The organism is Mucilaginibacter tolerans, assembly GCF_030519375.1.
Taxonomy (GTDB): Bacteria; Bacteroidota; Bacteroidia; order Sphingobacteriales; family Sphingobacteriaceae; genus Mucilaginibacter.
This window is the reverse complement of record NZ_JAUMKB010000012.1, coordinates 39,829-63,248: the sequence shown is the minus strand read 5'-3', so window position 1 is coordinate 63,248 and position 23,420 is coordinate 39,829. Positions and strand designations below refer to the sequence as shown.

Annotated in this window: 29 protein-coding genes; 11 read left to right on the top strand and 18 right to left on the bottom strand. The window is 42.3% G+C overall.

Going from position 1 to position 23,420, the window contains the following annotated elements:
- Window position 1: 1 nt before the first annotated feature.
- The 7 genes from Q3A68_RS16835 to Q3A68_RS16805 all read right to left on the bottom strand — a co-directional run bounded on the left by Q3A68_RS16835 (window position 2) and on the right by Q3A68_RS16805 (window position 4,993).
- Entirely contained in the window at window positions 2-691 is a 690-nt protein-coding gene (locus tag Q3A68_RS16835) for a DUF1345 domain-containing protein (protein ID WP_302902283.1), read from the bottom strand.
- Window positions 692-709: 18 nt separating this feature from the next.
- Entirely contained in the window at window positions 710-910 is a 201-nt protein-coding gene (locus Q3A68_RS16830; RefSeq protein ID WP_302902282.1) for a YwbE family protein, read from the bottom strand.
- A gap of 25 nt (window positions 911-935) precedes the next feature.
- Window positions 936-1,190, bottom strand: a complete 255-nt coding sequence (locus Q3A68_RS16825; RefSeq protein WP_302902281.1) for a hypothetical protein — start codon at window positions 1,188-1,190, stop codon at window positions 936-938.
- A gap of 4 nt (window positions 1,191-1,194) precedes the next feature.
- Window positions 1,195-2,532, bottom strand: a complete 1,338-nt coding sequence (gene argH / locus Q3A68_RS16820; RefSeq protein WP_302902280.1) for an argininosuccinate lyase — start codon at window positions 2,530-2,532, stop codon at window positions 1,195-1,197.
- Between the two features lie 72 nt (window positions 2,533-2,604).
- Window positions 2,605-3,144 (bottom strand): GNAT family N-acetyltransferase, encoded by a 540-nt coding sequence (locus tag Q3A68_RS16815; protein ID WP_302902279.1) that lies wholly within the window; start codon window positions 3,142-3,144, stop codon window positions 2,605-2,607.
- A complete protein-coding gene (locus tag Q3A68_RS16810; RefSeq protein ID WP_302902278.1) occupies window positions 3,141-3,899 on the bottom strand; it encodes a GNAT family N-acetyltransferase in 759 nt (252 codons plus the stop codon). The genes Q3A68_RS16815 and Q3A68_RS16810 overlap by 4 nt, the downstream gene beginning before the upstream one ends.
- A 29-nt stretch (window positions 3,900-3,928) precedes the next feature.
- Window positions 3,929-4,993 carry a M20 family metallo-hydrolase gene (locus tag Q3A68_RS16805; protein WP_302902277.1) on the bottom strand — a complete coding sequence of 355 codons (1,065 nt, stop codon included), beginning with the start codon at window positions 4,991-4,993 and terminating at the stop codon, window positions 3,929-3,931.
- 355 nt (window positions 4,994-5,348) lie between these two features.
- On the opposite strand from Q3A68_RS16805, the gene Q3A68_RS16800 reads away from it, so the two are divergent.
- Window positions 5,349-6,968, top strand: a complete 1,620-nt coding sequence (locus Q3A68_RS16800; protein ID WP_302902276.1) for an amidase — start codon at window positions 5,349-5,351, stop codon at window positions 6,966-6,968.
- A gap of 43 nt (window positions 6,969-7,011) precedes the next feature.
- On the opposite strand, the gene Q3A68_RS16795 is transcribed toward Q3A68_RS16800, so the two are convergent.
- Complete coding sequence (locus Q3A68_RS16795) at window positions 7,012-7,956, bottom strand: bifunctional helix-turn-helix transcriptional regulator/GNAT family N-acetyltransferase (protein ID WP_302902275.1); 945 nt, start codon at window positions 7,954-7,956, stop codon at window positions 7,012-7,014.
- 192 nt (window positions 7,957-8,148) lie between these two features.
- Between Q3A68_RS16795 and Q3A68_RS16790 the strand changes: the two genes are divergently transcribed.
- The 5 genes from Q3A68_RS16790 (at window position 8,149) to bla (ending at window position 11,684) form a co-directional block, all read left to right on the top strand.
- Window positions 8,149-8,574, top strand: coding sequence for a DUF72 domain-containing protein (locus Q3A68_RS16790; protein WP_302902274.1), 426 nt, complete (start codon window positions 8,149-8,151; stop codon window positions 8,572-8,574).
- Window positions 8,575-8,631: 57 nt separating this feature from the next.
- Complete coding sequence (locus Q3A68_RS16785; RefSeq protein WP_302902273.1) at window positions 8,632-9,678, top strand: tetratricopeptide repeat protein; 1,047 nt, start codon at window positions 8,632-8,634, stop codon at window positions 9,676-9,678.
- Window positions 9,679-9,774: 96 nt separating this feature from the next.
- Entirely contained in the window at window positions 9,775-10,044 is a 270-nt protein-coding gene (locus tag Q3A68_RS16780; protein WP_302902272.1) for an autorepressor SdpR family transcription factor, read from the top strand.
- Window position 10,045: 1 nt separating this feature from the next.
- Window positions 10,046-10,714 carry an SdpI family protein gene (locus Q3A68_RS16775; RefSeq protein ID WP_302902271.1) on the top strand — a complete coding sequence of 223 codons (669 nt, stop codon included), beginning with the start codon at window positions 10,046-10,048 and terminating at the stop codon, window positions 10,712-10,714.
- 82 nt (window positions 10,715-10,796) lie between these two features.
- A complete protein-coding gene (gene bla, locus Q3A68_RS16770; protein WP_302902270.1) occupies window positions 10,797-11,684 on the top strand; it encodes a class A beta-lactamase, subclass A2 in 888 nt (295 codons plus the stop codon).
- Between the two features lie 93 nt (window positions 11,685-11,777).
- Here bla and Q3A68_RS16765 read toward each other — a convergent pair whose 3' ends face one another.
- The 4 genes from Q3A68_RS16765 to Q3A68_RS16750 form a co-directional block, all read right to left on the bottom strand.
- The gene (locus tag Q3A68_RS16765) at window positions 11,778-12,476 is read right to left on the bottom strand and encodes a class I SAM-dependent methyltransferase (protein WP_302902269.1); all 699 of its coding nucleotides are present in this window, start codon (window positions 12,474-12,476) and stop codon (window positions 11,778-11,780) included.
- 130 nt (window positions 12,477-12,606) lie between these two features.
- Window positions 12,607-13,035: a DoxX family protein gene (locus Q3A68_RS16760; protein WP_302902268.1), complete on the bottom strand. Its 429-nt coding sequence runs from the start codon at window positions 13,033-13,035 to the stop codon at window positions 12,607-12,609.
- 10 nt (window positions 13,036-13,045) lie between these two features.
- Window positions 13,046-14,302: an alkaline phosphatase family protein gene (locus Q3A68_RS16755; RefSeq protein ID WP_302902267.1), complete on the bottom strand. Its 1,257-nt coding sequence runs from the start codon at window positions 14,300-14,302 to the stop codon at window positions 13,046-13,048.
- A gap of 61 nt (window positions 14,303-14,363) precedes the next feature.
- On the bottom strand, window positions 14,364-15,113 hold the full coding sequence (locus tag Q3A68_RS16750; protein ID WP_302902266.1) for an SGNH/GDSL hydrolase family protein: 750 nt from the start codon (window positions 15,111-15,113) through the stop codon (window positions 14,364-14,366).
- 183 nt (window positions 15,114-15,296) lie between these two features.
- On the opposite strand from Q3A68_RS16750, the gene Q3A68_RS16745 reads away from it, so the two are divergent.
- Window positions 15,297-15,785 carry a hypothetical protein gene (locus Q3A68_RS16745; protein ID WP_302902265.1) on the top strand — a complete coding sequence of 163 codons (489 nt, stop codon included), beginning with the start codon at window positions 15,297-15,299 and terminating at the stop codon, window positions 15,783-15,785.
- Here Q3A68_RS16745 and Q3A68_RS16740 read toward each other — a convergent pair whose 3' ends face one another.
- The 3 genes from Q3A68_RS16740 to Q3A68_RS16730 form a co-directional block, all read right to left on the bottom strand.
- Complete coding sequence (locus tag Q3A68_RS16740) at window positions 15,786-16,550, bottom strand: MBL fold metallo-hydrolase (RefSeq protein WP_302902264.1); 765 nt, start codon at window positions 16,548-16,550, stop codon at window positions 15,786-15,788.
- Window positions 16,547-16,819 carry a hypothetical protein gene (locus tag Q3A68_RS16735; RefSeq protein ID WP_302902263.1) on the bottom strand — a complete coding sequence of 91 codons (273 nt, stop codon included), beginning with the start codon at window positions 16,817-16,819 and terminating at the stop codon, window positions 16,547-16,549. The genes Q3A68_RS16740 and Q3A68_RS16735 overlap by 4 nt, the downstream gene beginning before the upstream one ends.
- Before the next feature lie 123 nt (window positions 16,820-16,942).
- Complete coding sequence (locus tag Q3A68_RS16730) at window positions 16,943-17,764, bottom strand: SDR family NAD(P)-dependent oxidoreductase (RefSeq protein WP_302902262.1); 822 nt, start codon at window positions 17,762-17,764, stop codon at window positions 16,943-16,945.
- A gap of 58 nt (window positions 17,765-17,822) precedes the next feature.
- On the opposite strand from Q3A68_RS16730, the gene Q3A68_RS16725 reads away from it, so the two are divergent.
- Window positions 17,823-18,884: a polysaccharide deacetylase family protein gene (locus Q3A68_RS16725; RefSeq protein ID WP_302902261.1), complete on the top strand. Its 1,062-nt coding sequence runs from the start codon at window positions 17,823-17,825 to the stop codon at window positions 18,882-18,884.
- Between the two features lie 184 nt (window positions 18,885-19,068).
- Here the strand turns inward: Q3A68_RS16725 and Q3A68_RS16720 are convergent, their stop codons facing one another.
- On the bottom strand, window positions 19,069-20,724 hold the full coding sequence (locus Q3A68_RS16720) for a hypothetical protein (RefSeq protein ID WP_302902260.1): 1,656 nt from the start codon (window positions 20,722-20,724) through the stop codon (window positions 19,069-19,071).
- Window positions 20,725-20,831: 107 nt separating this feature from the next.
- Here Q3A68_RS16720 and Q3A68_RS16715 point away from each other — a divergent pair, with 107 nt between their 5' ends.
- The 3 genes from Q3A68_RS16715 to Q3A68_RS16705 all read left to right on the top strand — a co-directional run bounded on the left by Q3A68_RS16715 (window position 20,832) and on the right by Q3A68_RS16705 (window position 22,365).
- Window positions 20,832-21,257: a pyridoxamine 5'-phosphate oxidase family protein gene (locus tag Q3A68_RS16715; protein WP_302902259.1), complete on the top strand. Its 426-nt coding sequence runs from the start codon at window positions 20,832-20,834 to the stop codon at window positions 21,255-21,257.
- Between the two features lie 104 nt (window positions 21,258-21,361).
- Window positions 21,362-21,841, top strand: a complete 480-nt coding sequence (locus tag Q3A68_RS16710) for a hypothetical protein (RefSeq protein WP_302902258.1) — start codon at window positions 21,362-21,364, stop codon at window positions 21,839-21,841.
- A gap of 44 nt (window positions 21,842-21,885) precedes the next feature.
- Window positions 21,886-22,365 (top strand): hypothetical protein, encoded by a 480-nt coding sequence (locus Q3A68_RS16705; RefSeq protein ID WP_302902257.1) that lies wholly within the window; start codon window positions 21,886-21,888, stop codon window positions 22,363-22,365.
- Window positions 22,366-22,369: 4 nt separating this feature from the next.
- Here the strand turns inward: Q3A68_RS16705 and Q3A68_RS16700 are convergent, their stop codons facing one another.
- Window positions 22,370-22,654 (bottom strand): DUF5076 domain-containing protein, encoded by a 285-nt coding sequence (locus Q3A68_RS16700; protein WP_302902256.1) that lies wholly within the window; start codon window positions 22,652-22,654, stop codon window positions 22,370-22,372.
- A gap of 33 nt (window positions 22,655-22,687) precedes the next feature.
- Window positions 22,688-23,362: an outer membrane lipoprotein periplasmic chaperone LolA1 gene (lolA1, locus tag Q3A68_RS16695; RefSeq protein ID WP_302902255.1), complete on the bottom strand. Its 675-nt coding sequence runs from the start codon at window positions 23,360-23,362 to the stop codon at window positions 22,688-22,690.
- Between the last annotated feature and the right edge of the window lie 58 nt (window positions 23,363-23,420).

Sequence of the window (23,420 nt, the reverse complement as noted above, 5' to 3'; positions counted from 1 at the left end):
CTTATTGCGCTACCAAACCTGAGATCACGTTAATGCTTAATGCAACTATCGTGGTATTAAAAGCAAAAGAAATTAAACTATGCACTAAGGCATGACGCCGTATTAATCGTGAGGATATTTCGACATCGGATACCTGGAAGGTCATTCCGATAACAAATGAAAAATAGGCAAAATCAAGATAATCAGGTTCTAACTCATCCGGAAATTGCAAGCCACCTCCTTTGCGCGGCGTACCATCATCTTTATTAGTGTCATAGTACAAATGTGCATAACGCATAGTGAATATAGTATGTACCAATGTCCATGAAACGATAACCGCAGCCATAGCCAATAATACGTGACTGGCAACTCCAGATGCATGGCCCTTGGACGATTTTAACAAAAAGACAATTGCCACCAGGCTAACAATGGAGGCGATAATGACGAAAAGAAATAGTACATATCGACTGGAGTCTTGCAGTTTGGCAATTTTTCGTACCTCCAGCGGATGCGACCAGAAGATGGCCGTCCAGTCTAATATAATAATCGTCAGCGCGAATACTATCCAGATAGTTAATACTTGTGCGGGCCACGAGGCAGCCTTAGGAAATAAAAAGTAAGCTATGCCGCCGAATACAAGTGCGATCAATAAGCGGTATTGCGCATCCATACGGAATATGAGGGCGCGGTTGGCAGTAATTTTCCGGGGCATATAAATGCTAATTTACAATTAATCTTGGTCAATTATTTCAACAACGCGACCAATCTGTCCGTCTTCCAGCCGCACTTTTATCCCTCGTGAATGATAGGCAGAACTGGTGAGCAGGTCTTTCACAATCCCCCTGGTCCTTTTTCCGCTGCGCTGATCTTTTTTCAGGATAATATCCACTTCCAGTCCGGGATAAATATCACTTCTGTTTTGACCGTTCATGCTAATTCCACTTTCTCGTTTTAATTCAAATATCTAATCTCAGGTCTGACGGTTTTATCCAAAGTGAATTTGGAATAGGATTGTGGTTAGCAACCTCAAACTCGTCTAAATGTTTCTCAAACAACACCAAAATTCTTTTATTTTGAATGGCATCATCTATTACTTTGCCTTTCTGGCCAATCAACCTCCAAAAATTGTTTTCAGTGCCTCTCGCTTTTCGCGGTTTTAAAGTCCCTAAGAAAGTTCTTAATTTGACCTGATCGCCCTTTGCAAATGGCATAGTCTTATGGCTTAAGTAATTCTTTGATTGCGCTTGTTACCTTATCAAAATTGAAATTGGCCAGCAATTTATCCATTGAAGCGGTGATCTCGGCGTTATTCAAATTGCCGATGCTGCCTTCATGTGTATGGTTTACTTTCTTATCCGGATTGAAATTACCTTGTTCAATAGCTAAACCAACTTGCTTGTACGCATCACGGAATGGAGTGCCATCCAGTACCATGCGGTTAACTTCCTCCACACTGAACAGATAAGCGTATTTCGGATCGTTCAGAATATCTGTTTTTACCTCGATGTGCTGCAGCATAAAGGTGGCCATATGCAGGCAGTTCTTCAGATCAGCAAAAGCAGGGAATACCAGTTCCTTTAATAGTTGTAGTTCACGATGATAGCCTGATGGCAGGTTGGTGGTCATCATCGCCACATCATTTGGCAACGCCTGTAAACGGTTGCATTTGCCGCGCATGATTTCCCAAACATCAGGATTCTTTTTGTGCGGCATAATGCTGCTGCCGGTGGTTAATGTATCCGGATAACTTACAAAAGCAAAGTTCTGACTTAGGTATAGTGCCTGGTCCATAGCCATCTTAGCCAGGGTAGCGGCAACGTTCGCAATGGCCTGCGCAATGATACGTTCGGTTTTGCCGCGTCCCATTTGTGCATATACTACATTGTAGTTGAGATTATCGAAACCTAAAAGCTCGGTAGTCATGGTACGGTTCAGCGGGAACGATGAGCCATATCCTGCCGCCGAACCCAGTGGGTTTTTATTGGTGATTTTATAAGCCGCTAAAACGGTTTCCAAATCATCTGCCAAACTTTCGGCATAAGCACCGAACCATAAACCGAATGAGGATGGCATAGCTACCTGCAAATGCGTATATCCGGGTAAAAGTACGTCTTTGTGTTTTTCGCTAAGGGCAATAAGTAAGCGGAACAAAGTATAAACTTCCTCTACCGCCTCCTGTAACTGGCTGCGGAAGAACAGTTTCAGATCCACTAGTACCTGGTCGTTGCGAGATCGTCCGCTATGTATTTTTTTACCGGCATCGCCTATGCGTTGGGTAAGCAGCAATTCAACCTGCGAGTGCACATCTTCCACGCCTTCACCAATGCTGAAATTACCAGCCTGAATGTCGTTATAAATGGTTTTTAATTCGTTCTGAACAAGACTCAGATCAGCCTCATCCATCAATCCGATACTTTGCAACATGCGGGTATGAGCAAGTGATCCAAGCACATCAAAAGCGGCCATTTGTTCGTCGAACTCGCGATCGCGACCAACGGTGAAGTTTTCAACCAGTTCGTTTACATTCGCGGTTTTTTGCCAAAGCTTACTCATGGTGCAAATATGGGATTAATCACAATTAATTTATAGCGGAAGATTAATCAATAAGAAGTAAAATAGAAATTGTCATCCTTCACTATCGCAGAATGACAAAAAGGGAGAGCGAAGTTCATATATCAAATATCGATCATTCGCAACTCCTGTCTGTTGAAACCCACATTTCTGCAATGCATTTATCGATCTCAAATTATCCACTCTTGCTTCAGCAACAATATTTTTCAGTTCCATCGTTTCAAATCCAAACCGGATTACTTCTGTCAGCGCTTCTCGCATAATGCCTTGCCCAAAATATTCAGGCAGCATTTCGTAGCCCAACTCAGCTTTGTCCTGTTCCTTAACAATGTGCCAATAAAGCACTGTGCCAATCAGCTTAGGGTCATTTTTCAGGGTGATGACCCACATTATCGAGTCTTTATTGTTCTGTGCTTTCAGAATATTATTGATGAACTTCAAACTGTCATTAACCGATTTTGTGGGCCCGCGATCAAGAAAAGCATTCACTCTCGAATCTGTACGTATCCGGAAAATTTGTTCAGCATCGCCTGCCTGCAACTCGCGAAGAATAAGACGATCGGTGATGAGATTGGTAAAAGGCGGGAAGATCATAGATATTGCGCTTTAATTTCTCCTGTCAACATATAACCGGCAATTTTTAAACCACCTTTCATTAGCGTGGCTTTTGACGCCTTATTGGTAATATTGCAACGGGCCGCCGGCACCCTGTCCGCATCAAAACAGGCTTTTCTCAGTTCCTGGATCATCAGGCTGCCATATCCTTTTTTACGCTGATCTTCCCGCACTTCCATGTACAAATCGGCAAATGGAAAATTGTAATGCAGTAAAAATCCTCCGGTAGCAGTTATCTCACCATTTGCTTCGATTACGTAATCGCCATCTGGTTCACTTTTATGATCAAATGATACGTCCCTTGGTTCTTTTTTCCGAAAAGTAGCACCCGGAACATTCAAAAATGCAAACTGATCATCCTCGAAAAGAATAACATCCGAGGTGATATGACTTGAAAATTCGAAGATCATTGATGCCAACAGGTGTTCGTTACTCTGACACTCAATATACTTTACCCCTGAAGACTTGATCAGCATTTCAAAAGCTGAATTGGAGTATTTCCGGTTTTTAGGTGTAAGGTAAAATTCAAAAATAGCGTCACGAAGCGAAAGGTCATCCTTGCCTTTTACGGAGCCATAGCCTACGTTCCCTCCATCGATGGAGATTAAATAGGAGTCGGTCCATCCACGGGCATGACAGGCGTCGTATCGTATTTGGAAATTATTTTCCTTAAGAAATAACTCCCTTAACGGAAGTATCTCTTTTAGGGCGACTTTGCTGATTTTCAGGTCCATGTGAGACCTAATCTACCATTTCTTTTCGACTAAATGATGCTTTCGAGCATTTTGATATACAGGTCGATCCCCTCTTTGATCTCGTCTACATAAATAAACTCATCAGCAGTATGCGAGCGTGCCGAGTCGCCAGGGCCAACTTTAAGTGATGGAATATCCAATAAAGATTGATCAGACGTGGTAGGGGAGCCATAGGTAGTTCTGCCTAAGGCTATACCAGCCTGAACGATCGGGTGGTTCTTATCTATTTTGGATGGCTTTAAACGGATAGACCTTGGCGTTACATCGCTGCTTACATGCTGACGAATGATCTCTAACACCTCTTCGTTACGATAGGCATCTGTAACCCGTACATCAACGGTATAGGAACAGCTTGCAGGCACCACGTTGTGCTGGGATCCCGCATTGATAATGGTAACAGACATTTTAACCGGACCGAATTCTTCCGACTCTTTAGGAAAACGGAAAGTGCGGAACCATTCGATATCCTTCATTGCGTTGTAAATCGCATTTTCGCCCTCCTCACGTGCGGCATGACCGGCTTTGCCATGTGCTAGGCAGTCCAATACCATCAAACCGCGTTCGGCAACGGCTAGTTGCATTAATGTAGGTTCGCCCACAATGCCGAAATTCAGGTCACCTAGTTCAGGAATGATCAACTCCAGACCGTTTATTCCTGATATCTCTTCCTCGGCAGTGGTAGCCAGGCAGAAATTGTATTTCAAGCCTTCTTTGTCGTAGAAATATAGAAATACATGGATCAACGATACCAAACAGCCACCTGCATCATTACTGCCCAGACCATAAAGCTTACCGTCTTCAATTTTAGCATCGAAAGGGTCGCGGGTATAGCCAGAGTTGGGTTTTACTGTATCGTGATGCGAGTTAAGCAGGATGGTCGGTTTTGAGGCATCAAAATGTTTGTTCCACGCCCAGATATTATTCATTTTCCGGTGCGTTTGGATACCTTTTCCTTTCAGGAATTTTTCGATCACATCAGCCGTCAGGTTTTCTTCACGACTAAAAGATGGTATGGCTATCAGCTGTTGCAGTAATTGTACAGCCTGGGTATGCAGTTCGTTTGTTGGGGTCATAGATACAGGGAAAAATCCCGCAGCAAAAGTAAAGCTTTTTAGTTAAGTAGGAATATGCTACTGATTGTTGATAGCAATTTTACAATGCTATTTGAATGGGGAATTTGTGTTTGCCGCAGTCCGTTGATATAAACTTTTCAGCATGAGTCAAGGTGTTACATGAAACAGGTGTAATATTTATAGATTTTTAACCCTCCAAAACTGACAACCCAAAAACGTACAAGACCGAATGTAACACCCGCAATAGTTAATTTATTTAACTTTTAATACGGTGACAAAATCATTTCTGCTAACTGATCCCCCTTTGATTATTCTTCAAATTTCCGTTACTTGTAGCTGCTTATCTACACTTATCATGCACAGGAGAAATTTTTTAAAAACAACTTCAGTAGTCGGGGTAACTGCGCTGGTAGCAGGCGCCTGTAATACCGTATCGACCGATAAAAAGGAAGATCGGAAAGACGAGCGCTTTCACGATGATTTTGAACTGAACGAGATGACAATTGATATCCTTCAGCAAAAAATGAAGAACAAGGAGTATACGTCTCGTTCCATCACAGAACTTTATCTGAAACGGATTGATGCTATTGATAAAGGTGGTCCGAAGTTAAATGCAGTAATCGAGGTGAACCCGGACGCATTAGATATTGCCGACGCGATGGATAAGGAGCGTGCAAACGGCAAAGTGCGCGGACCTTTGCATGGAATCCCTGTACTGGTAAAAGATAATATTGACACTGGTGATAAGATGATGACCACTGCAGGAGCATTGGCGCTTGACGGGAATATCGCCAAGCAGGATGCTTTCATCATCAAAAAGCTACGCGAAGCAGGAGCTGTACTTTTGGGTAAAACCAATTTGAGCGAATGGGCCAATTTCCGGTCCACGCATTCTACCAGCGCATGGAGTAGCAGGGGAGGTCAAACCAAATCTCCGTGTGTGCTCGACCGCAATCCGAGCGGATCAAGTGCAGGCTCCGGCTCGGCAGCATCGGCTAATTTGTGTGCAATTGCGGTAGGTACGGAGACAGATGGTTCTATCGTTTCACCGTCGTCAGTTAATGGGTTGGTAGGTATAAAACCTACCGTTGGTTTGTGGAGCAGATCGGGTATCATTCCAATTTCTAAAACCCAGGATACTGCCGGGCCAATGGCTCGGACGGTAAAAGATGCGGCAATTTTACTGGGCGCTTTGGCAGGTGAGGATACCCAGGATTCTTACACTGCTACTAACAAAGGGAAAATCCAGTCTGATTACACCAAATTTTTGGATGCTAATGGTCTCCATGGCAAACGGATTGGAGTGGAGAAAGGCGGTTTAACTGTAAACCCTGCAATGGATAAGATATTCCATGAAGCCGTTGACCTTCTGAAAAGTAAAGGCGCTATTATTGTAGAAGTTGATGTGTATAAGGAGATAAAGCAAGCGGGGAAAGATGAGTTTACTGTTTTGTTGTACGAGTTTAAAGACGGCGTGAATAATTACCTGAGTAAAGCTAACGCGAAAGTGAAAACATTAGCCGATGTGATCGAATTCAACAAAAAGAATGAAGGCAAAGCTATGCCGTATTTTAAACAGGAAACTCTTGAGCTGGCCCAGAAAAAAGGTGACCTGAATACAAAGGAATATCTGGACGCGGTAAAAAATACGACTACGATCACTCGGAGCGCAATCGACAAAATTTTAAAGGAAAATAAGCTGGATGCCATTGCCGCACCTACTAACGGCTTTGCCTGCTGTATCGACCTGATTAATGGCGATTATGACAATGGGTTCTCCTATTCCGGCCCGGCGGCGATGGCGGGGTATCCGCATATTACTGTGCCGATGGGTTATTGGAATGAATTGCCTGTAGGGATATCCTTTATTAGCACCGCTTATGATGAAGCAGGGATTATCAAATTGGGTTATGCCTTTGAACAGGCCACGAACAAGCGGGTACCACCGAAGTTTAAGAAGGATATCCTTTTATGATGGGTAGAGACGCGATGCATCGCGTCCCTACGGGGCGGAAATATTACAATTTCAACTCCATCTGAATATTCGCCCTCTCATAAGGAGACGGTGGCCCGGTGATCTTTTCAAAACCTAACTTTCGGTACAGGCTAATTGCTGGTTTAAGTTTAGTATTGCTTTCCAGAAATACAGTATCGGCACCCAACTCCCTGGCCTTATCAATGCATGCCTGTCCAAGCAACGTTCCAATACTTTTGCCCTGAGCTTTGGGGGATACTGCCATTTTTGCCAGCTCGAATTTCTTGTCAGTCATTTTAATGATGGCGCAGGCTCCAACGGGTTCGCCATTATAAAGGGAGATATAGATATGGCCACCCTGGTCGATGATGTATTCTTCAGGATGATCAAGTGCTTTATGATCCGATTCTTCCATTTTGAAGTGTTGGGTGATCCATTCCTCGTTCAAATCTTTAAAGGCCTTGCGGTATTCAGATTTATAATCAACAATCTGCACATTGCCGCTTTCACGCTGTTTCTTTTCCTCTTCTACGCGACGCAGCAGGCTTTTTTGTTCCAGCAGATATTCCCATTCCTCAATAGCCTTCCACAGATCATACTGGCTTTCGCTGAACATCCTGTCAATGGCAGACGAAACATCCTCATGTTGCTTCTCTAATTTCATGGCGGCGTTCCTTCCTTTTTCTGTTAATGACACAAAGTTTTTGCGCTGATCGTTCTTGTTCCGGTGTTCGGTTACAATGCCTTTTTTTGCCATCTCGCGCACAACCTGGCTAACGGAGGCATGTGTCTGACCGATCTCATTGGCAATAGCCGTGATCGAGTTCTCCTCGCTTTCAGTCAGAACATAAAATACCGGCCACCAGCGTGGTTGAATATCTACTCCGTATATCTCATATAATCTGGCTGCGTCGCTCGTGATGATTTCACTTAATCCTCTTAATCTCGAACCGATTGCCTTCTTTCCAACCCTGTTATAAAAGTTCATTTTTAATAATTACGTAAGTGCTTACGCAAGTTTATATATTTAATTATTTCATTCAAAATTTATCTGAAAATAAATTGCTAATTGCTTTAGTCTGTACTAGTTTGCTCAAAAAAATAACCTATGGAATTTGGACGCGTCGATCCCCACGAATTACACTCAATTGATTTTACTTTACCGGCTGATCCGGAATAAATGATAAAGACACTTAAAGCCGCAGAAGGCAAAGGTGAATTACAAGTACAAGTTGGTTGTGCCAAATGGGGGAACCGCGACAACCTGTTCAATATGCTGCATGAACTAAACATCGGCGCCGTAATTACTGATGCAGCCGGACGCCGGGATTGCGTACATATGGAATTACCCACACTGCATGCCTTCATTCGCTTTGTGGGAAACAGCCTTGATAAAACGGATTATAAACGTGTGGATGATTGGGTTGCCCGTATAAAGGATTGGAAGGAGCAAGGTTTGCAAACAGTATGGTTTTTTATGCACCAGCACGATGAGCGTTACTCGCCGGAGCTGTGTGATTACGTTGCGGAGGAGCTGAACAAAGCACTTGGCTTAAATTTACTTCGGCCCCAGTTTATTGAGAGGGAAAAAGGATTATTTGCTTAGATTTGTAATTTAATCAACATCACAATTTTATTTATTTACAAGCCTAAACCAATTACAATGAAGTATTTTATTTTATTCTTCTTTTTGCCGCTCTTTTCCTTAGCGCAATCAAATAACCAATTATTACAGGGCCAGTGGGTAAAGGCTAAAGCACAAATGAAAGACGGCAGCCGCATTATCGACTATAACGGATGCGGGATGGATTTTGTTAAATACAGCTTTGCTCCCAATGGAACTGTTGATATGAGTAGCGAGGCCTTTTTTGATGGGTTTAAAACCCAATATAAGCTTAGTAACGACACATTGGTAGTAGGTGGAACTTTATATAATTTCCTTGGCTTAACAAAAGATACCTTAAAACTGTCGTTTTTTGCTCTTGGAGCTGATGACAGTCAAATACCTGTTTATTATTTTACAAAAGTAAAAGCACATAATATTGTTTCAGCAGCTACTTATGATGCTGCTTTAAAGGATTCTGTTTATCAAGCTACTAATGAGGTTTTCCCGCAAGTTAACGGCAGGATATTTAATTTGATGAACGCAATTGCGCAAAATTATGATAAAGGTACTTTGAAAGCCAGTTTTATTGTGGATAAGAAGGGGCGGGTAAAGAATTTTACCATCATCAGTATGGACAGTATTGGTAAAGGCTTTGCAAGAACAATAGGAAGTTCATTTGGTGATCTGGAGTGGCAACCGGCTTGTAAAAATAACATCCCCATCAATTCGATTGTTCAGGTAACAGTGAAAACAGCGCGTTCAGCTGTGCCGGGCAGTACGCGCATAATGAATACATTGAAACTGGAATATGACTTTTTGCCGAAAGCTCCATATGCTCCAATTGACAGAGATGAATTTGAAGCAAGCCAGCAGTATTTTAAAGATGCAATAACTTACTACAATAGCGGTAATCATGCAAAAGCCCTGGAGTTGCTTGGTAAATGTATTGAAATTGATAAAATAAATCTAAGTGCCTATTCTTTTAGGGCTGTAATCAATGCAAATTTGAATAAAACACAGGATGCATGTAAAGACTGGGCAACATTAGCGGCTTTTGGGCAAATTGAGGCTGCAAAAAAGCTGGCTAAATTTTGTAAAAACTAAACGTATACGATTGAGAAGCATGAGTTTTTTTAATTCATGCTTTTTTGTAACAAAGTATTTAGATATTTGTCTAAATATATAAATAGAGAAATAAAATTGAACACACTATTTAAAGCATTGAACGACCCGACGCGACGGGAGATACTGGAACTGTTAAAAGACAAGGATATGACTGCTGGCGACATTGCCGATCAGTTTAATATATCCAAGCCCAGCATCTCGCACCACCTCGATCTGCTCAGGCAGGCCGGACTGGTTGTATCTGTAAAGGAGGGACAGTTTATTTACTACTCCATCAACACCACCGTAATGGACGAAATGCTGAAATGGATCATGCAGTTTAAATCACCACAAAACAAGAAATAAAATGAAGAAGTTTAATTCGATGGATGTTGCGGCGCTGGTATTATGGTTATTGCCCGTGGCCTATGTTGCCTATGTTTACTCATCGCTGCCGGATTCAGTGCCTGTGCATTTTGGTATTGAAGGCAAACCCGATCGTTATGGTAGCAAAGAAGAGTTCTTAGCTACGCAGGGCATTTTAATGGGGATGTCGGCTTTTGTGTATTTTTTGCTCAAATTTCTGCCGGCTATCGATCCCAAAAAGTATGTAAAATATGGCGAGGCTACTTTTCAGAAGCTTGCACTGGGTATGGTGTTTTTTATGGCGGCATTAGATATTGCCATTACCTACGCCACAGTGAATAACAGTTTTGAAATAGGTAAACTGATATTGCCTGTTGTAGGATTACTGTTCGCCTTTATCGGAAATATCATGAACAGTATCAAACCAAACTATTTTGCCGGCGTGCGTACCCCCTGGACTTTGGAAGACCCGGATACCTGGCGTTCCACCCATCGTTTAGCAAGTAAATTGTGGTTTGCAGGAGGGATTACGCTCACAATCACTGTATTATTATTGCCAAACAAGGCTGCTATGATTGTCTTTCTGAGCATTATTTCTGTATTGGTATTAATACCTGTTGTTTACTCTTATATATACTACAAAAAGCATCATCCGACTAATGAAAATTGATGTAGCCAATATGATACGAGGCGGTGAAGATAATTTCAGACTCGATTAAAATTCATGTCCAATAATTGCGTTATTAGTGGGTATGAAAAAGCAGTATTTACCTATACTTTTACTCGTAATTTTATTATTTCCCCGATTTACAAAGGCACAGGACTCATTAAAAAATCAGATCGTCCAGATTGCTAAGCAATCTAAAGGGATCCTGGGGGTATCCATATTAGGTATTGAAACCCGTGATACGCTGAATTACAATGCCAATTCGCGCCTGGTGATGCATAGTGTGATGAAATTTCCTATTGCCATGACTGTGCTGAACCTGGTTGACAAGGGCAAGTACAAGCTCGATCAGAAAATGAAAGTGGGCAGAGGCGATATGTATCCCAATACATGGAGTCCGTTGCGCGATAAGTATCCTGATGGCGCCGAAATTACTTTAGGTGAACTACTGAGCTATATGGTTTCGCAAAGCGATAATAATGCTTGCGATTTCCTGTTAAAAAAATTAGGCGGTACGCAAACCGTATTAAAGTACTTATACAGTTTGGGTATAAAGGGAATAAACATTGTAGCCTCGGAAGGCGATATGGCCAAAGCATGGGAGGTGCAATACACCAATTGGTGCAAACCGGCTGACGTAGTACGCCTGTTGGATTTGTTTTATCAGGGCAAGGTACTTTCAAAAAGCAGTAATGATTTCCTGTACAAAATCATGACCGAAACCACAACCGGTCCGAAGCGACTAAAGGGATTACTACCTGCCGATGCTGTTGTAGCCCATAAAACCGGCACTTCGCCTACAAATGATGAGGGATTGACACCAGCTACCAACGATGTTGGTATCATTACCTTGCCAAATGCCAAACATTTGGCTATAGCAGTTCTTGTATGCAATTCCAGGGCGGATGACGCAACCCGCGATTTAGTTATTGCCCAGATAGCCAAAGCGGCGTGGGACTTTTATGGTCATTAGTCACTTGTCAATAGCCATTAGTAACGCTCTTGCCTGTTGGAAGTAAAATAAAAATGCATTTATTCCCAATGACAAATGACTAATGCCCAATGACTAGATTACAGCTGTCTCCACCTTCTCGTCTTTGAAACCGCCAAACACAGCAAAGTTCATGTTTTTGTAAATGCAGTCTGCTTCGTTAAAGCCTGCTTTTTCAAGCATCTTCAATTGTGTATCCAGCGGGGCGAGTTTATCGAGTTTGGTGCGCTCAAATGCCTGTATCAATGCCTCCCGGTCAAGGCCGGAATGTGACACAGTTTCGCGCCAATAATATTTGTACAAGCTATCGAATAGCATATTTTTTCCTGCAACCTGGTCAGCATTGATAAATAAACCGCCATCATTGAGTGCCTGATAGATATTCTTGTAAAGCTTTGCCTTATCGGTGTCTTCCAGGTGATGGATAGCTAAGCCCGATATAATCAGATCATATTTGCCTGGCAAAGTATCTTTTGAAAAATCGAGTTCGATGTATTCGAAATTATCCTCACCATCAAAGCGCTCGCGGGCAACATTTAGCATTTGTCCCGACAGATCAATGAGTGTAAAATGTAAACTGGGATTCAGATCATAAATAAACTGTGAGAATAAACCAGTACCGGCGCCAATATCCAGTACACGTTTGGCATGGGTAAGGCTTTTTACCAACGGCAGGCATGCTGAATAAAAGTCGTTAAAGCAGGGGATAAGGTATTTCCTTTGTGAATCGTACTTTTTCGAAACATTGCTGAATTGTTCTTTTACTTCGTTCATAGCAGCATCATTTACAGGTAAATCATCAGATTTTAGGTAATAAAGAATTAAGCGGTACTTTTTGTTTTCAACAAGAAGTGCTGTTATAAATTTAACCTTTTAAAACCGGAAATAAAAGACCTAATGCCTATTAAAGAACGTGTGTTTTGGCATTGGGTATCCGGCCCAGCAGTCTGTCAAATGAATAGCGGTTGTAAAATGCATAGTAATAAAGCATAACAAAATACAGGCTATAAAGCATCTGGGATAATACATTATCCCACTGTTCAATCAGGCACGATCCAAGAATGAGTGCCAGCATGGTTATCAACCCGACAATACATGCAAAACGTGTAAACAGACCCAGGATTAATAGTATGCCCACGCCAAGTTCGATAAATGGCAGCGTGATACTGAATATACTTACAAGCTTTAGAGGTAAAATTGTTTTACTGAATTGACTGACCAGATGATCGCTAAATACTTGAACCTTAGGTATTCTATCGAGGCCATGCCCAAGTGCACTCACAGCTATGGGCAGGCGTGCCATTAAATATGTTCGCCCGGGGTTTTTTCTCATGTTCGGATTACTATTTCAGAACCTCTTTGGCTAAGTGCCTGGTTCCGTCGACTTTAAATGTATACTTTAATCCTAATATCTCCGCGACTAAAGGATAAATATCTACATTAGGAAACGAACTGATTTGCGTATTTGTTTTAAAAGCTGGTCCCCAGGCATAAAATGTAGCATGCATATCCTTCACCGCCTCAGGATCAAAGCCATGCCATCCCGGGTCGGATTTAGAGTTATGAATATTGAAAACCTTGGGATAATTTGATATAAGGATAATATCGCCGATGCGGCCATAGCGATCATCCGATTTCGAATAATGGTAGTGCTTCGGGATATTTACCCTCAGAAAAACCTGGTAATCCCTTGCCTCTTTCTTCAACTGCTCATAGGTTTTTTGGATATCATCGGGGTTTTTCGCATACAGGTCTATCATCAAACCATGGTCGCCGACAATATATTTCGATGTATCAATAGCTGCCGGTAACTTTAGGGTATTAACGATGTCCGGAGTGGTCATCCCATGATCGGATACAAAAATATAGTTCACCTTAAGGCCGGTTTTACTTACTGCCTTAGTCAGTTCATACACGGCGGAATCAACAAAATGAACAGCATTTTCAACCTCAGGCGAATTTGGCCCATGTTTATGCCCTTCATGATCTACCTGCGGGAAATAAAAAGTGATCAGGTGCGGGCGTTTTTCCGGCGGTAATTTTAGCCAGTAAACTACTGCAGCTATACGTTTATCAATAGGCGTCACCTGGTTGAATTTATAATAATAAGCAGGATAGGTGTTTTGTATAGCTGCTTCAGAGCCCACCCAGAAATAACTGGCGGTTACCATCTTCTGTTGCTCAGCAAGCACCCATAACGGTGTACCTCCATACCAAATACCTTCACTTGCTGTTTTGCCTTTATAGCTGTATGCGCGTTTTAAAGTGCGGTCGTAGAAGCTATTATCGATCAACCCATGATGTGAAGGGTACAAACCTGTTACGATAGTATAGTGATTAGGAAATGTAACCGAAGGAAAGCTTGGAACCATAGAAGATGCCTTTACACCCGCATCAGCCAACGCCAACAAATGTTCAGCCTTGTACTTTTCAGCATAGTCATACCGGAAACCGTCCGCCGAAATAAGGATCACATAAGGTTTCTCCTGCTGTTCGGGGCTATTGCTTCTGCCGGGTATTACCTGTTGTGCCGTGTCAACCTGGGCCAACACGGTTAACGAACAAGAAATAAAAAGTATGAAGCTGAAGAAACGTTTCATCGGGCTAAATTATTGCAATAATTAGACTCTAAAATTACCGTAATAATAGCTTAATGTAAAGCTACTGTTTACGCTTCAATGCTTCGGCAATGGCTTTTTCGGCCAGAGGTTCCATTACCTTGTATCCGGCTAAATTTGGGTGCACCCCATCGCCTGACAAATTTAAAGGCAACCCTTTCTGGTCATCCACCATGGCTGAATAATAATCCAGGTAAACGATGTTGTTGGCATCTGCATAGTCTTTGAGCATTTTATTCAGGGCGATCACTTTTTCGGTTGGAATAATGGCTGGCCTCCACGGAAAATGATTAGCCGGAAGTACCGATGACATCACCACTTTAATATGTTCTGCTCTGGCCAATTCTGCCATTGAAACAATATTGCCGAAAGTATCTTCCAATTTTATAGGGCCGGTATTTTGAGCAATATCATTAATGCCGGCTAATATGACAACGACAGTAGGCTTTAGGTTGATTACGTCCTCGCGGAACCGAATAAGCATTTGCGGTGTGGTTTGTCCGCTAATCCCTCTGTTAACGTAACTGGTGAAATAGCCGGGATCATTGGCTTTCCAGAACTCGGTGATGGAGTTGCCCATAAATATAACTCGGTTTTCGCCTGGTGCCGGTGGTGGTAATTTGCTATTCTCGTCCTGGTACTTTCTTATGTTAGCCCAATCGTTATGAAAGCTGTATTCAGGGTCCTGCCATTTTTTGGCGTCATCAGGTGTCATGTTTGTAGCGGTAGTTTGTTGGGCCTGCGCAGTAAATGCCATAAATATCAATGCAGCAGTAATGGATTTTCTAATCATAATAGACGGATGGTTATAATGCAATTATAAGTGTTTTAACGTTTATTGGATGGCTTTTTTGCTTTTGTAACAAGTTTGTGTAGCAATTAAACCTTTTATTTAGTATATTGTCTGTTGGGTGAGTTTCCTGTTAGAGCGGCTCTTATACAGGAAATTATTGTTTTATATGAAATATCTGTTGTTATGGCCTTACCCCACCAAAAACAATCTCTCCAATTCCTGAATAAACCTTTGGGTTTAGTGGCTTTGCTTGCGCTGATGACTTTGCAATCGTGCAAACATGAAAAGAAGATATTCAAAAGTGAATGCGATATCGATAAAGATTTTAAAACGATCAACTTTAAACAGTTGATGGACAGCCTGGATGATTACGATCAGCAGTACATCGAAATTTCGGGGAAGTACGAAGAGGATAAGGGCATTTCAGCATTGGTAAGCGATAGTCTTTTTACTGATTCTTCAACCGGTAACGCATTGTGGGTTGATTTCAGCCAGGATTGCCCGCTTTACTTAGCAGGAACACATCAGGGATTGTTTGAATATAACGATGGTCAATTTACCCGGATCAACAATAAGGAAGTTACACTGCGAGGCGTAATTGTTTTACGAAATAAGGGGAAAAACGATCAGTATAAAGCAACGATTGAGCGGGTGAGTTTGGTAAAATTGTAATTATTGCGCTTCAATCACTAACCCATCATAAGCAAGTGTTATATTTTTCGGCAGCAAACCAAGAATCGACTCATGCCTGCCCAGGCGGTGACTGATATGGGTAAAATAGGTTTTCTCTGCGCCGATCTCTTTGGCAAAAGCAATGGCTTCCACAAAAGTAAAGTGTGAGATATGCTTTTCTATCTGCAGTGCGTTGATCACCAGGGTTTTGGTTCCCTTTATTTTTTGCTTTTCGTGCTCAGATATAGTTTTGGCGTCAGTTATATAGGTGAAATCGCCAATACGAAAGCCCATGATCGGCAATTTGTAGTGCATCACCTCAATAGGTAGAAACTTCACATCGTGCACTAAAAATGGTTTCAGGTTGATGGTATGCAGTTCGATCTCGGGGATACCCGGATACTTCATCTCGTGAAAAATGTACGAGAATTCCCTTTTCAAAGCCTCTTGTACACGTTCAGTAGCATACACATCAATTGCGGTCTCCTGGCGATAATTAAAAGCGCGAATATCATCCATGCCTGCAATATGATCCTTATGCTCATGGGTGAAGACAATAGCATCCAGATGTTTTACTTTGGCTCGCAGCATCTGGTAACGAAAGTCGGGTCCGGAGTCGATCACAATTACTTTGCCTTCAGTTTCGATGAGTATAGAAGAACGAAGCCGTTTATCCCGTGGGTCAGGCGAAGTACATACGTCGCAGTTGCATGCTATAACAGGTACACCCTGTGAAGTTCCGGTTCCTAAAAAAGTAATGGTCACAGTTGCAGCCTGGTTTGTTTTATTTGTTGTAATAATGCAGTTTGCTTGTCATCCAGCAGGTTGAGATCGATGTCCAGCTCGCGTATCAACTCGGTTAATGCATGGATCTTGCTTTCAAGGTTCGAGAATTTATTAACCACCACGACCTTGCTGCTCAGGAGCATACAAGCGCCGGTTTTAAAGTTCCCTTTCTCGTACCGTACCTTATACCCGGCCGATTTAAGCAGCAATTCCAGTTTTTCAAGGGTATGGGTGGTAAACGTTAGCATCAGTCCCAAAAATACAAGAATAGATTTGAGATGTGAGATTTGAGAGGTGAGATTTTTACTTTTTTACAAAATATTTATCAATTGTTTTTAGAAATTTAGTGTTTCGCCTTTAGAGTTTACAACTCAGGATTTAGAATTTCTCTCTTGCGCTTTCACCAGTGATTTTTCGTACACTTTGCTCATCTTCCCCATCACAAATCGTTTAGAAAGGAACTTCATAAAAAATCCACCAACCCTGTTCATTATACCTGGTACATGAATCAGTTTTCGGCTGCGGAAAGCATCGATACCTTCCCTGGCAGCCTGTTTTACAGGCATCAGCCAGCCCTGCAGATCGTGGAAGTTATCGCCGGCAGTCATTTCAGTCACGATACCGCCGGGAGCATAAACCGATAAAGAAAATTGCTTGTTTTTGATCTCATGCATTAAGGCAGTAGCAAAACTGAGTATAAATGATTTTGTACCCGAGTAAGCCGACTGATAGGGGACAGGGTGTATTGCCGCCATGCTCGAAACGATCAAAACGCCGCCTGATTTGCCCGTAGATTCAAAATGTGATACCAGTCTGTTAGTAAAACGTACTACGCTTACTACGTTGGTTTGCAGCATGGTTTGAAACTGTTCCCATGATAATTCAGCATGCTTGCCGAAGTAGGTAATCCCTGCATTCAAAATGGCCGCGTATAATTGTCCATCAGCCAATAGCTGGTCAATTGCCCTGTCAACATCATCCAGTTTAGATAAGTCTGCAACGATGGTTTTTACACTTACTTTTGCTTCTTTTTCTAATTCTGTTTTCAGTTGTTCCAGCTTGTCCTTTCGCCTTGCCAATAGAATAAGATTGGCGCCATGTTGAAATGCAAGTTGCCGGGCCATTTCTTCACCCAACCCCGATGATGCCCCGGTAACCAATACCCACTTGTTTTTAAATTGCAGTTTGCTCATGATGATGGGGTAAAGCTAAAAGATTTATATTTATTGTTCCATTTATAAACCTTGTAATATGAAGAAAATTCTTCTTACCGCTTTCTTTGCCGGATTAGCCGTTTGTTCCTTTGCGCAAGCCAAAACCTATGCTGAAAAACTGGGCTGGCCCAAAGGTGCTAAAGTACTGATATTGCATGTTGACGACGCGGGCATGTCGCACGATTCGGATGAGGGTGTTGAAAAAGCAACAGGCGAGGGCGTAGCAACTTCAACAAGCGTAATGATGCCTTGTCCCTGGGTGCCCGAGATCGTGAAATATATCAAGGATCATCCCAATATGGATGCAGGATTACACCTTACTTTAACGTCAGAGTGGAGTGTTTACAAATGGGGGCCACTGTCAGACAGAAGCAAGGTGCCGGGGTTAATTGATAAGCAGGGCTACTTTTACCCGACCGTAGGTGCTGTTTATTTTAGTGCAAAGCCTGATGAAATAGATATGGAGATACGGGCACAACTGGATAAAGCCTTGGCTATGGGTTTTAAGCCCACGCACCTCGACTCGCACATGGGAACCCTTTTTGCAAAAGAAGCTTTCCTTGAAAAATACCTTAAGCTTGGCATCGAGAAACAAATACCCGTAATGTTCCCCGGCGGCGATGATCTGTTCTATCGCGCAGAAGCAAAAGGTGCGGTTATCGCCAATATGAAAAAGGCAGGAACTTATACCGAAGGAATGACTATTCCCGAACCGGCTGAGTTAGGCAAAGCCAAAGATATAGGCACAATGCTTTGGAAAAATGGATTGCCTGTGCTTGACGATCTGCATAACTCCAGCTACGACTGGGTGATGTCAGATATTGAACATAAAACTGATGCCGAGATACAAAAATGGTACACCGATCATTATATCGAAAGTATCGGCCGGTTGAGCCCGGGCCTGACGATGGTCATCATGCATTGTACCGACCCTTCGTCGGCATTTAAATACATCTGCAGCGAGGGCCAGAAACGCAAAGGCGACCTGATGGCCATGCTCGATCCGCGCTTGAAAGAATTTTTGACGAAAAATGGTTATATCCTTACTACCTGGCGTGAAGTAATGGAGAGAAGAGTGAAGGCTGGCAATGCAGAATGATATTTAAGAAGATTTGAATATCGGTATAATTCCCTCCTAGGGGAGGGGGGCGGTTGGGTGTGATGTGGCAGGGAGGGGTTTCTTCGCTATTAAAAGCTGTCGTAAAACCCCTACCTGCACCTTCCCCGAGGAAGGAATCGCACATTCCCATTCTCGTTTTATTCTTCCGAACGCAATAATCCCTTTACTTTATTCCATACACCACCACCTTGCCTGAAAACGTTGCCAGGTAAACATGCCCATTGGCGATGGTCGGCGCCGAGAATTTAGCATAATTGCCAGGCATGTCGGATCCGGTTTGGCTGCTGTTCCAAAGCTCCTTGGTCACGTCGCTGGCATCGAATGCTCTCAGGATGCCAGGGCCTACGGCATGTTCAGCATCTGCATTTGCTGAGTATGACGCCCATACAATACCAGATCCTGCACTTGTGCCGTTTGAAGATACCGATATCATAGCGCCATTTTGCCCCTGCGGACCGCTCATGCCTATAACCTCGTTGGTGATGTTAAATGTATTACTACCCCTGTCAAAAGGAAAAGCACGAATCTGGTCATTTTCGGGCCAGATATAAACAAATTCACCATTGGATACTTTGCCATAAGCGGGCTGGCAATGCATGTTGGAGTTTGAACTTAAGGTGATAATTTGTTGTACCTGGTTAGACGATGCCGTGAAACCACCCATGTTATTTTTGTTAAGCAAATAGATATTGCCATCCTTACAACTGGTAAAATAATAGTTCGAATTAGGGATCAGGAACGACCCCATGCAACCGTAGTCCAGGTCGTTATCTTCCAGATATTGAAAATTGTATGGCGTGAAATAAGAGTTGATTGTTAGTGAAGAACCTGAAGGCGTGAGCTTCAAAGCACTCTCCCCGCGATTGGTAAGTACCGTCGGATCGCCATTAGCACCCACCGTACCGTTGCCAATCACTAAGTAAAGACTGCCTTGCGCATCAGAAGCCATACCCATTCCGCTTTCCCAAATACCCCCATCATATCCGTCAGGTGTATCATTGTAGACAATCTGTTGCTGTAATGAGCTGGCATTGTAGCCTAGCACCCAGCCATGATATGGCCCCCAGTCGCAATGCGATGAAAAGGTGACATAGACAATACCATTAACCAGGGTAAGAGCAGCGCGTTGATTTTGGCGTTGTGCATCAAAAGTGATTACATTATTTACGTTGCCATCGCCGCCGCCATTATAAGTAGCAGTAATTTTTACCGGACTGCCCGGGCGTTCGCTGCCGTCTGTCAGGCCTACAGCGTGGAGGTGTTGGACATAAGTGGCCCCATTAGTACTTCTGGCAACAAAATAAAGCGTTTGCGATACCGAGTCAATAACCGGTGTGCCAACAATACCAATGTCGCCGCTGAAGTCTTGGTACTGCCCGCCACAGGCACCGGTCATGTCGGTGTTTTTTGGCGGACGCATGCCTGTCGCCGTATAATTCTTTTTCCAGAACAAACGGCCGCTATCGCCATCATATGCATAAATGGAATTATTTACAGTCGCGATAAAGGCTACATTATGTGTGCCTGAGGCTATGCTAAGTTTGCCAACTACTAGAGGCTGCGAGTAAACCTGGTCATCAACAGCAAGCTCAAACAGTTTTCCAAACTGTGCAGAATTAACGTTGCTGGTAGTCAGCTTCTTTTCCTGGTCGTTTAAACCGGAGCGGGTATTGTTGTTATGTTGTGTAAACACGGATATATGCTGATCATTCGGGACATCAGGTATTATTACGGGTGTTACTGGTTTGGTATTTTCTTTCTTTTTGCAGCCTAAACTAAAAAGCACAAGAAGGATAAGGGCAAGTTTGCGTTTGCTCATGAGTTGGGTTAATAATTGGTTTAGCTAATTTACCATTTTTGTTGATACTATCTTATCAATCAAAGAGGTATAGCTATATTAATTACTAAAGGTCTAACTTTGACAGTATGAACGTCACCAAGGAACTGATATACGAATTCATTAACCAGCAGAAATTGGGTGTGGTGTCTACTGTTAATCCAGACGATAAGCCTGAGGCTGCGGTAGTAGGAATTGCAATTTCAGTAAATCTTGAGATTGTTTTTGATACGGTCAAAACATCGCGCAAATACCTGAATATACTGAATAAACCTAACGTAGCCTTAGCAATTGGCTGGGACGATGAAATCACTGTTCAATATGAAGGCGTGGCTGAGATTTTGGGAGACAATGACGGAGCGGATAATCTGAGAGAAGTGTATTTCAGAGCTTTTCCAGATGGGAGGGAACGTGCAGAAACATGGCCGGGGCTTGTTCATATAAAAGTAACGCCAAACTGGCTTCGGTACAGCAACTATAATGAGCCGCAGCAAATAGAAGAGTTGACTCTTTAGATAAGTAATTATAATTCTTCTTCGGTTGTAGCGTTTAGTATATTTAAAACGTATTCCTAATAATTAATTGTTTGATTATCTTGTACCAATAAATAAACCTGACTATGGATACTATTTACAAACTATCATTTATTGCCCTTATTTGCGCTGCATTATACTCCTGCGGCAAATCGCATGTTACACCTACTGTGATACCCAGAGCGGATACCAGTTCAACCCTGATCGGCGATACCAGGCTGGTTGGGAATTGGGCAATTGTGACAGACTCTGTGTTTTATGACAATAATAAAATTGTGTATCATGGAGTTGCGGGCGATCATTATAAATTCACCAAGTACGGTAATCTGTATATTTCAGAACAAAACGGAAATTTTATAGACACTGCCATTTATGCAGTTACTACTGTGCAGGTGGGGTGGATTAATACTTATATGGAGTCGAACGGATTAATTTCAACGGCTCATACAACCACACCACCTCTGAATATAGTGAGACTTGATACTGCCAACCTTATACTGTCACAAACAGTGCAAGCATCAGCCGGCCAGCATTTTGAGCAGATCACATTCAAGAAGATCAAGTAACTAAACAAAACGAATTCCTAATAAACGAATAGATAAACCTGACAATGAAGATTATTTACAAAGTATTATTTATTGCATTAATTAGCTGTGTGTTGTTTTCTTGTGGTAAATCAAATATTATGCCTGTTGCTACCCCTAGTCATGCCGATACCAGCACCACGCTGATAGGTGATACCAGAGTGGTTGGCAATTGGGCAATTGTAAAAGATTCTGTAAATTATAATAGTAGTAATTCGGTTTACCATGGCGTTGCTGGCGACTATTTTAAGTTCACCAAATATGGCAACCTGTATATTAACGAAGGCCCGAGCTATATAGATACCGCTATTTATGGAGTATCCAGTACCCAGGTTGCCTGGATTAATTTGTATGCAAAAATAAATGGAGTAGTTTCAACAGTCCGAACACAGACTCCTCCGCTTTCAATTGATAAACTTGATACTGCAAATCTTATTCTTTCTCAAGGTGTGCAAACGTCAGGTGGATTCCGTTACGAGCAGATCACATTTAAGAAGATCAAGTAAGCAGTTATTGAATAGTTCCGGTGGGATTGCCTGATTCCTTTATGATTTCAGCGTTAAATCCTTCCAGAACATATTTAAGCGATTCTATCTCAGGCAGATTTAATCGTTGCGCATATAATTTAGACGCGTGTAAAGCCAATTCTGCTAACAAAAAGCCGAAGTATTTGGCGTCGCCATTAAGTCCTGAATGAATTGTAACGTGTTGTTCTCCAAATGCGGCCCAAACGCTAAGGATCTCAAATGAGTCTTTGTCTTCGATTGCTGCAGGCGGGATTTGTAATTCTATCATGTTAATAAGAATTTAGGATCTCAAATCTCAAATCTATCTAAGGTCCACCAACTCCGCTCCCGGGTAATTCTTTTTATCAAACAGGAAGGTGCTTTCGGGCACCTTTACATTTGGTGTAAAAGCGCGGATGACGTAATTATAGCGGCTTCCGTTCTTGTCAAAAATCATCGCGCTGGATATTTGTTTCTTTACTTTATCTATCGACAAGCGTATTTTAAAGAAAGGTTTTTTCTCATCCTCAGGCGTCAGGTCAATCACCTGGCACAACCTGCCGTCTACCTTGGCGTCACCGTTGTAAACATATTTATAGCCTTTCTCATAAACGGTGAATATCTGCGCCGGGTTCAGGCTTTCGCTGCTGTTGTCAACCTCGGTTAGCTCTATCTCTTTGTTTTTCCTTACGTAAGTCCATTGGCTTTTGCCATCGCTGATGATCTCTTCATCTACAGCCTGCTTATCTTCAGGATTATAGATGCTCACTTTATATTTATTGACTTTTGAGCGCGATATCATCGTACCTATCTGGCTGTCTTTCGTACCTGCCTGCGGGTTTTCGTAGGTGAATGTGAAGTCGGTTTTTATCACATCATAGGAGCGGTATTTCTTGCTCACCTGGTTCAGTATTTTTTTGGCATCGGCATCTTTCTGAGCGAATGCATAATTAAAGGTCAGACCGGTAAGCAGCAGGTATAGCAGTATTTTTTTCATAGAAATTTTATTCTTATTCCATCTAATTAAGATCGAGGAATAAGCAACAGGTTTAATT

What these genes read in the sequence shown, in the direction of transcription:
- Q3A68_RS16725 (WP_302902261.1), top strand. Translation starts at nt 17,823, where the DNA reads ATGAAGAAAATTCTTCTTACCGCTTTCTTTGCCGGATTAGCCGTTTGT.
- Q3A68_RS16735 (WP_302902263.1), bottom strand. Translation starts at nt 16,819, where the DNA reads ATGCTAACGTTTACCACCCATACCCTTGAAAAACTGGAATTGCTGCTT.
- Q3A68_RS16750 (WP_302902266.1), bottom strand. Translation starts at nt 15,113, where the DNA reads ATGATTAGAAAATCCATTACTGCTGCATTGATATTTATGGCATTTACT.
- Q3A68_RS16715 (WP_302902259.1), top strand. Translation starts at nt 20,832, where the DNA reads ATGAACGTCACCAAGGAACTGATATACGAATTCATTAACCAGCAGAAA.
- Q3A68_RS16825 (WP_302902281.1), bottom strand. Translation starts at nt 1,190, where the DNA reads ATGCCATTTGCAAAGGGCGATCAGGTCAAATTAAGAACTTTCTTAGGG.
- Q3A68_RS16765 (WP_302902269.1), bottom strand. Translation starts at nt 12,476, where the DNA reads ATGAACGAAGTAAAAGAACAATTCAGCAATGTTTCGAAAAAGTACGAT.
- Q3A68_RS16805 (WP_302902277.1), bottom strand. Translation starts at nt 4,993, where the DNA reads ATGACCCCAACAAACGAACTGCATACCCAGGCTGTACAATTACTGCAA.
- Q3A68_RS16760 (WP_302902268.1), bottom strand. Translation starts at nt 13,035, where the DNA reads ATGAGAAAAAACCCCGGGCGAACATATTTAATGGCACGCCTGCCCATA.
- Q3A68_RS16720 (WP_302902260.1), bottom strand. Translation starts at nt 20,724, where the DNA reads ATGAGCAAACGCAAACTTGCCCTTATCCTTCTTGTGCTTTTTAGTTTA.
- Q3A68_RS16785 (WP_302902273.1), top strand. Translation starts at nt 8,632, where the DNA reads ATGAAGTATTTTATTTTATTCTTCTTTTTGCCGCTCTTTTCCTTAGCG.
- Q3A68_RS16755 (WP_302902267.1), bottom strand. Translation starts at nt 14,302, where the DNA reads ATGAAACGTTTCTTCAGCTTCATACTTTTTATTTCTTGTTCGTTAACC.
- Q3A68_RS16700 (WP_302902256.1), bottom strand. Translation starts at nt 22,654, where the DNA reads ATGATAGAATTACAAATCCCGCCTGCAGCAATCGAAGACAAAGACTCA.
- argH (WP_302902280.1), bottom strand. Translation starts at nt 2,532, where the DNA reads ATGAGTAAGCTTTGGCAAAAAACCGCGAATGTAAACGAACTGGTTGAA.
- Q3A68_RS16710 (WP_302902258.1), top strand. Translation starts at nt 21,362, where the DNA reads ATGGATACTATTTACAAACTATCATTTATTGCCCTTATTTGCGCTGCA.
- lolA1 (WP_302902255.1), bottom strand. Translation starts at nt 23,362, where the DNA reads ATGAAAAAAATACTGCTATACCTGCTGCTTACCGGTCTGACCTTTAAT.
- Q3A68_RS16745 (WP_302902265.1), top strand. Translation starts at nt 15,297, where the DNA reads ATGGCCTTACCCCACCAAAAACAATCTCTCCAATTCCTGAATAAACCT.
- Q3A68_RS16800 (WP_302902276.1), top strand. Translation starts at nt 5,349, where the DNA reads ATGCACAGGAGAAATTTTTTAAAAACAACTTCAGTAGTCGGGGTAACT.
- Q3A68_RS16795 (WP_302902275.1), bottom strand. Translation starts at nt 7,956, where the DNA reads ATGAACTTTTATAACAGGGTTGGAAAGAAGGCAATCGGTTCGAGATTA.
- bla (WP_302902270.1), top strand. Translation starts at nt 10,797, where the DNA reads ATGAAAAAGCAGTATTTACCTATACTTTTACTCGTAATTTTATTATTT.
- Q3A68_RS16810 (WP_302902278.1), bottom strand. Translation starts at nt 3,899, where the DNA reads ATGGACCTGAAAATCAGCAAAGTCGCCCTAAAAGAGATACTTCCGTTA.
- Q3A68_RS16790 (WP_302902274.1), top strand. Translation starts at nt 8,149, where the DNA reads ATGATAAAGACACTTAAAGCCGCAGAAGGCAAAGGTGAATTACAAGTA.
- Q3A68_RS16730 (WP_302902262.1), bottom strand. Translation starts at nt 17,764, where the DNA reads ATGAGCAAACTGCAATTTAAAAACAAGTGGGTATTGGTTACCGGGGCA.
- Q3A68_RS16775 (WP_302902271.1), top strand. Translation starts at nt 10,046, where the DNA reads ATGAAGAAGTTTAATTCGATGGATGTTGCGGCGCTGGTATTATGGTTA.
- Q3A68_RS16815 (WP_302902279.1), bottom strand. Translation starts at nt 3,144, where the DNA reads ATGATCTTCCCGCCTTTTACCAATCTCATCACCGATCGTCTTATTCTT.
- Q3A68_RS16835 (WP_302902283.1), bottom strand. Translation starts at nt 691, where the DNA reads ATGCCCCGGAAAATTACTGCCAACCGCGCCCTCATATTCCGTATGGAT.
- Q3A68_RS16705 (WP_302902257.1), top strand. Translation starts at nt 21,886, where the DNA reads ATGAAGATTATTTACAAAGTATTATTTATTGCATTAATTAGCTGTGTG.
- Q3A68_RS16830 (WP_302902282.1), bottom strand. Translation starts at nt 910, where the DNA reads ATGAACGGTCAAAACAGAAGTGATATTTATCCCGGACTGGAAGTGGAT.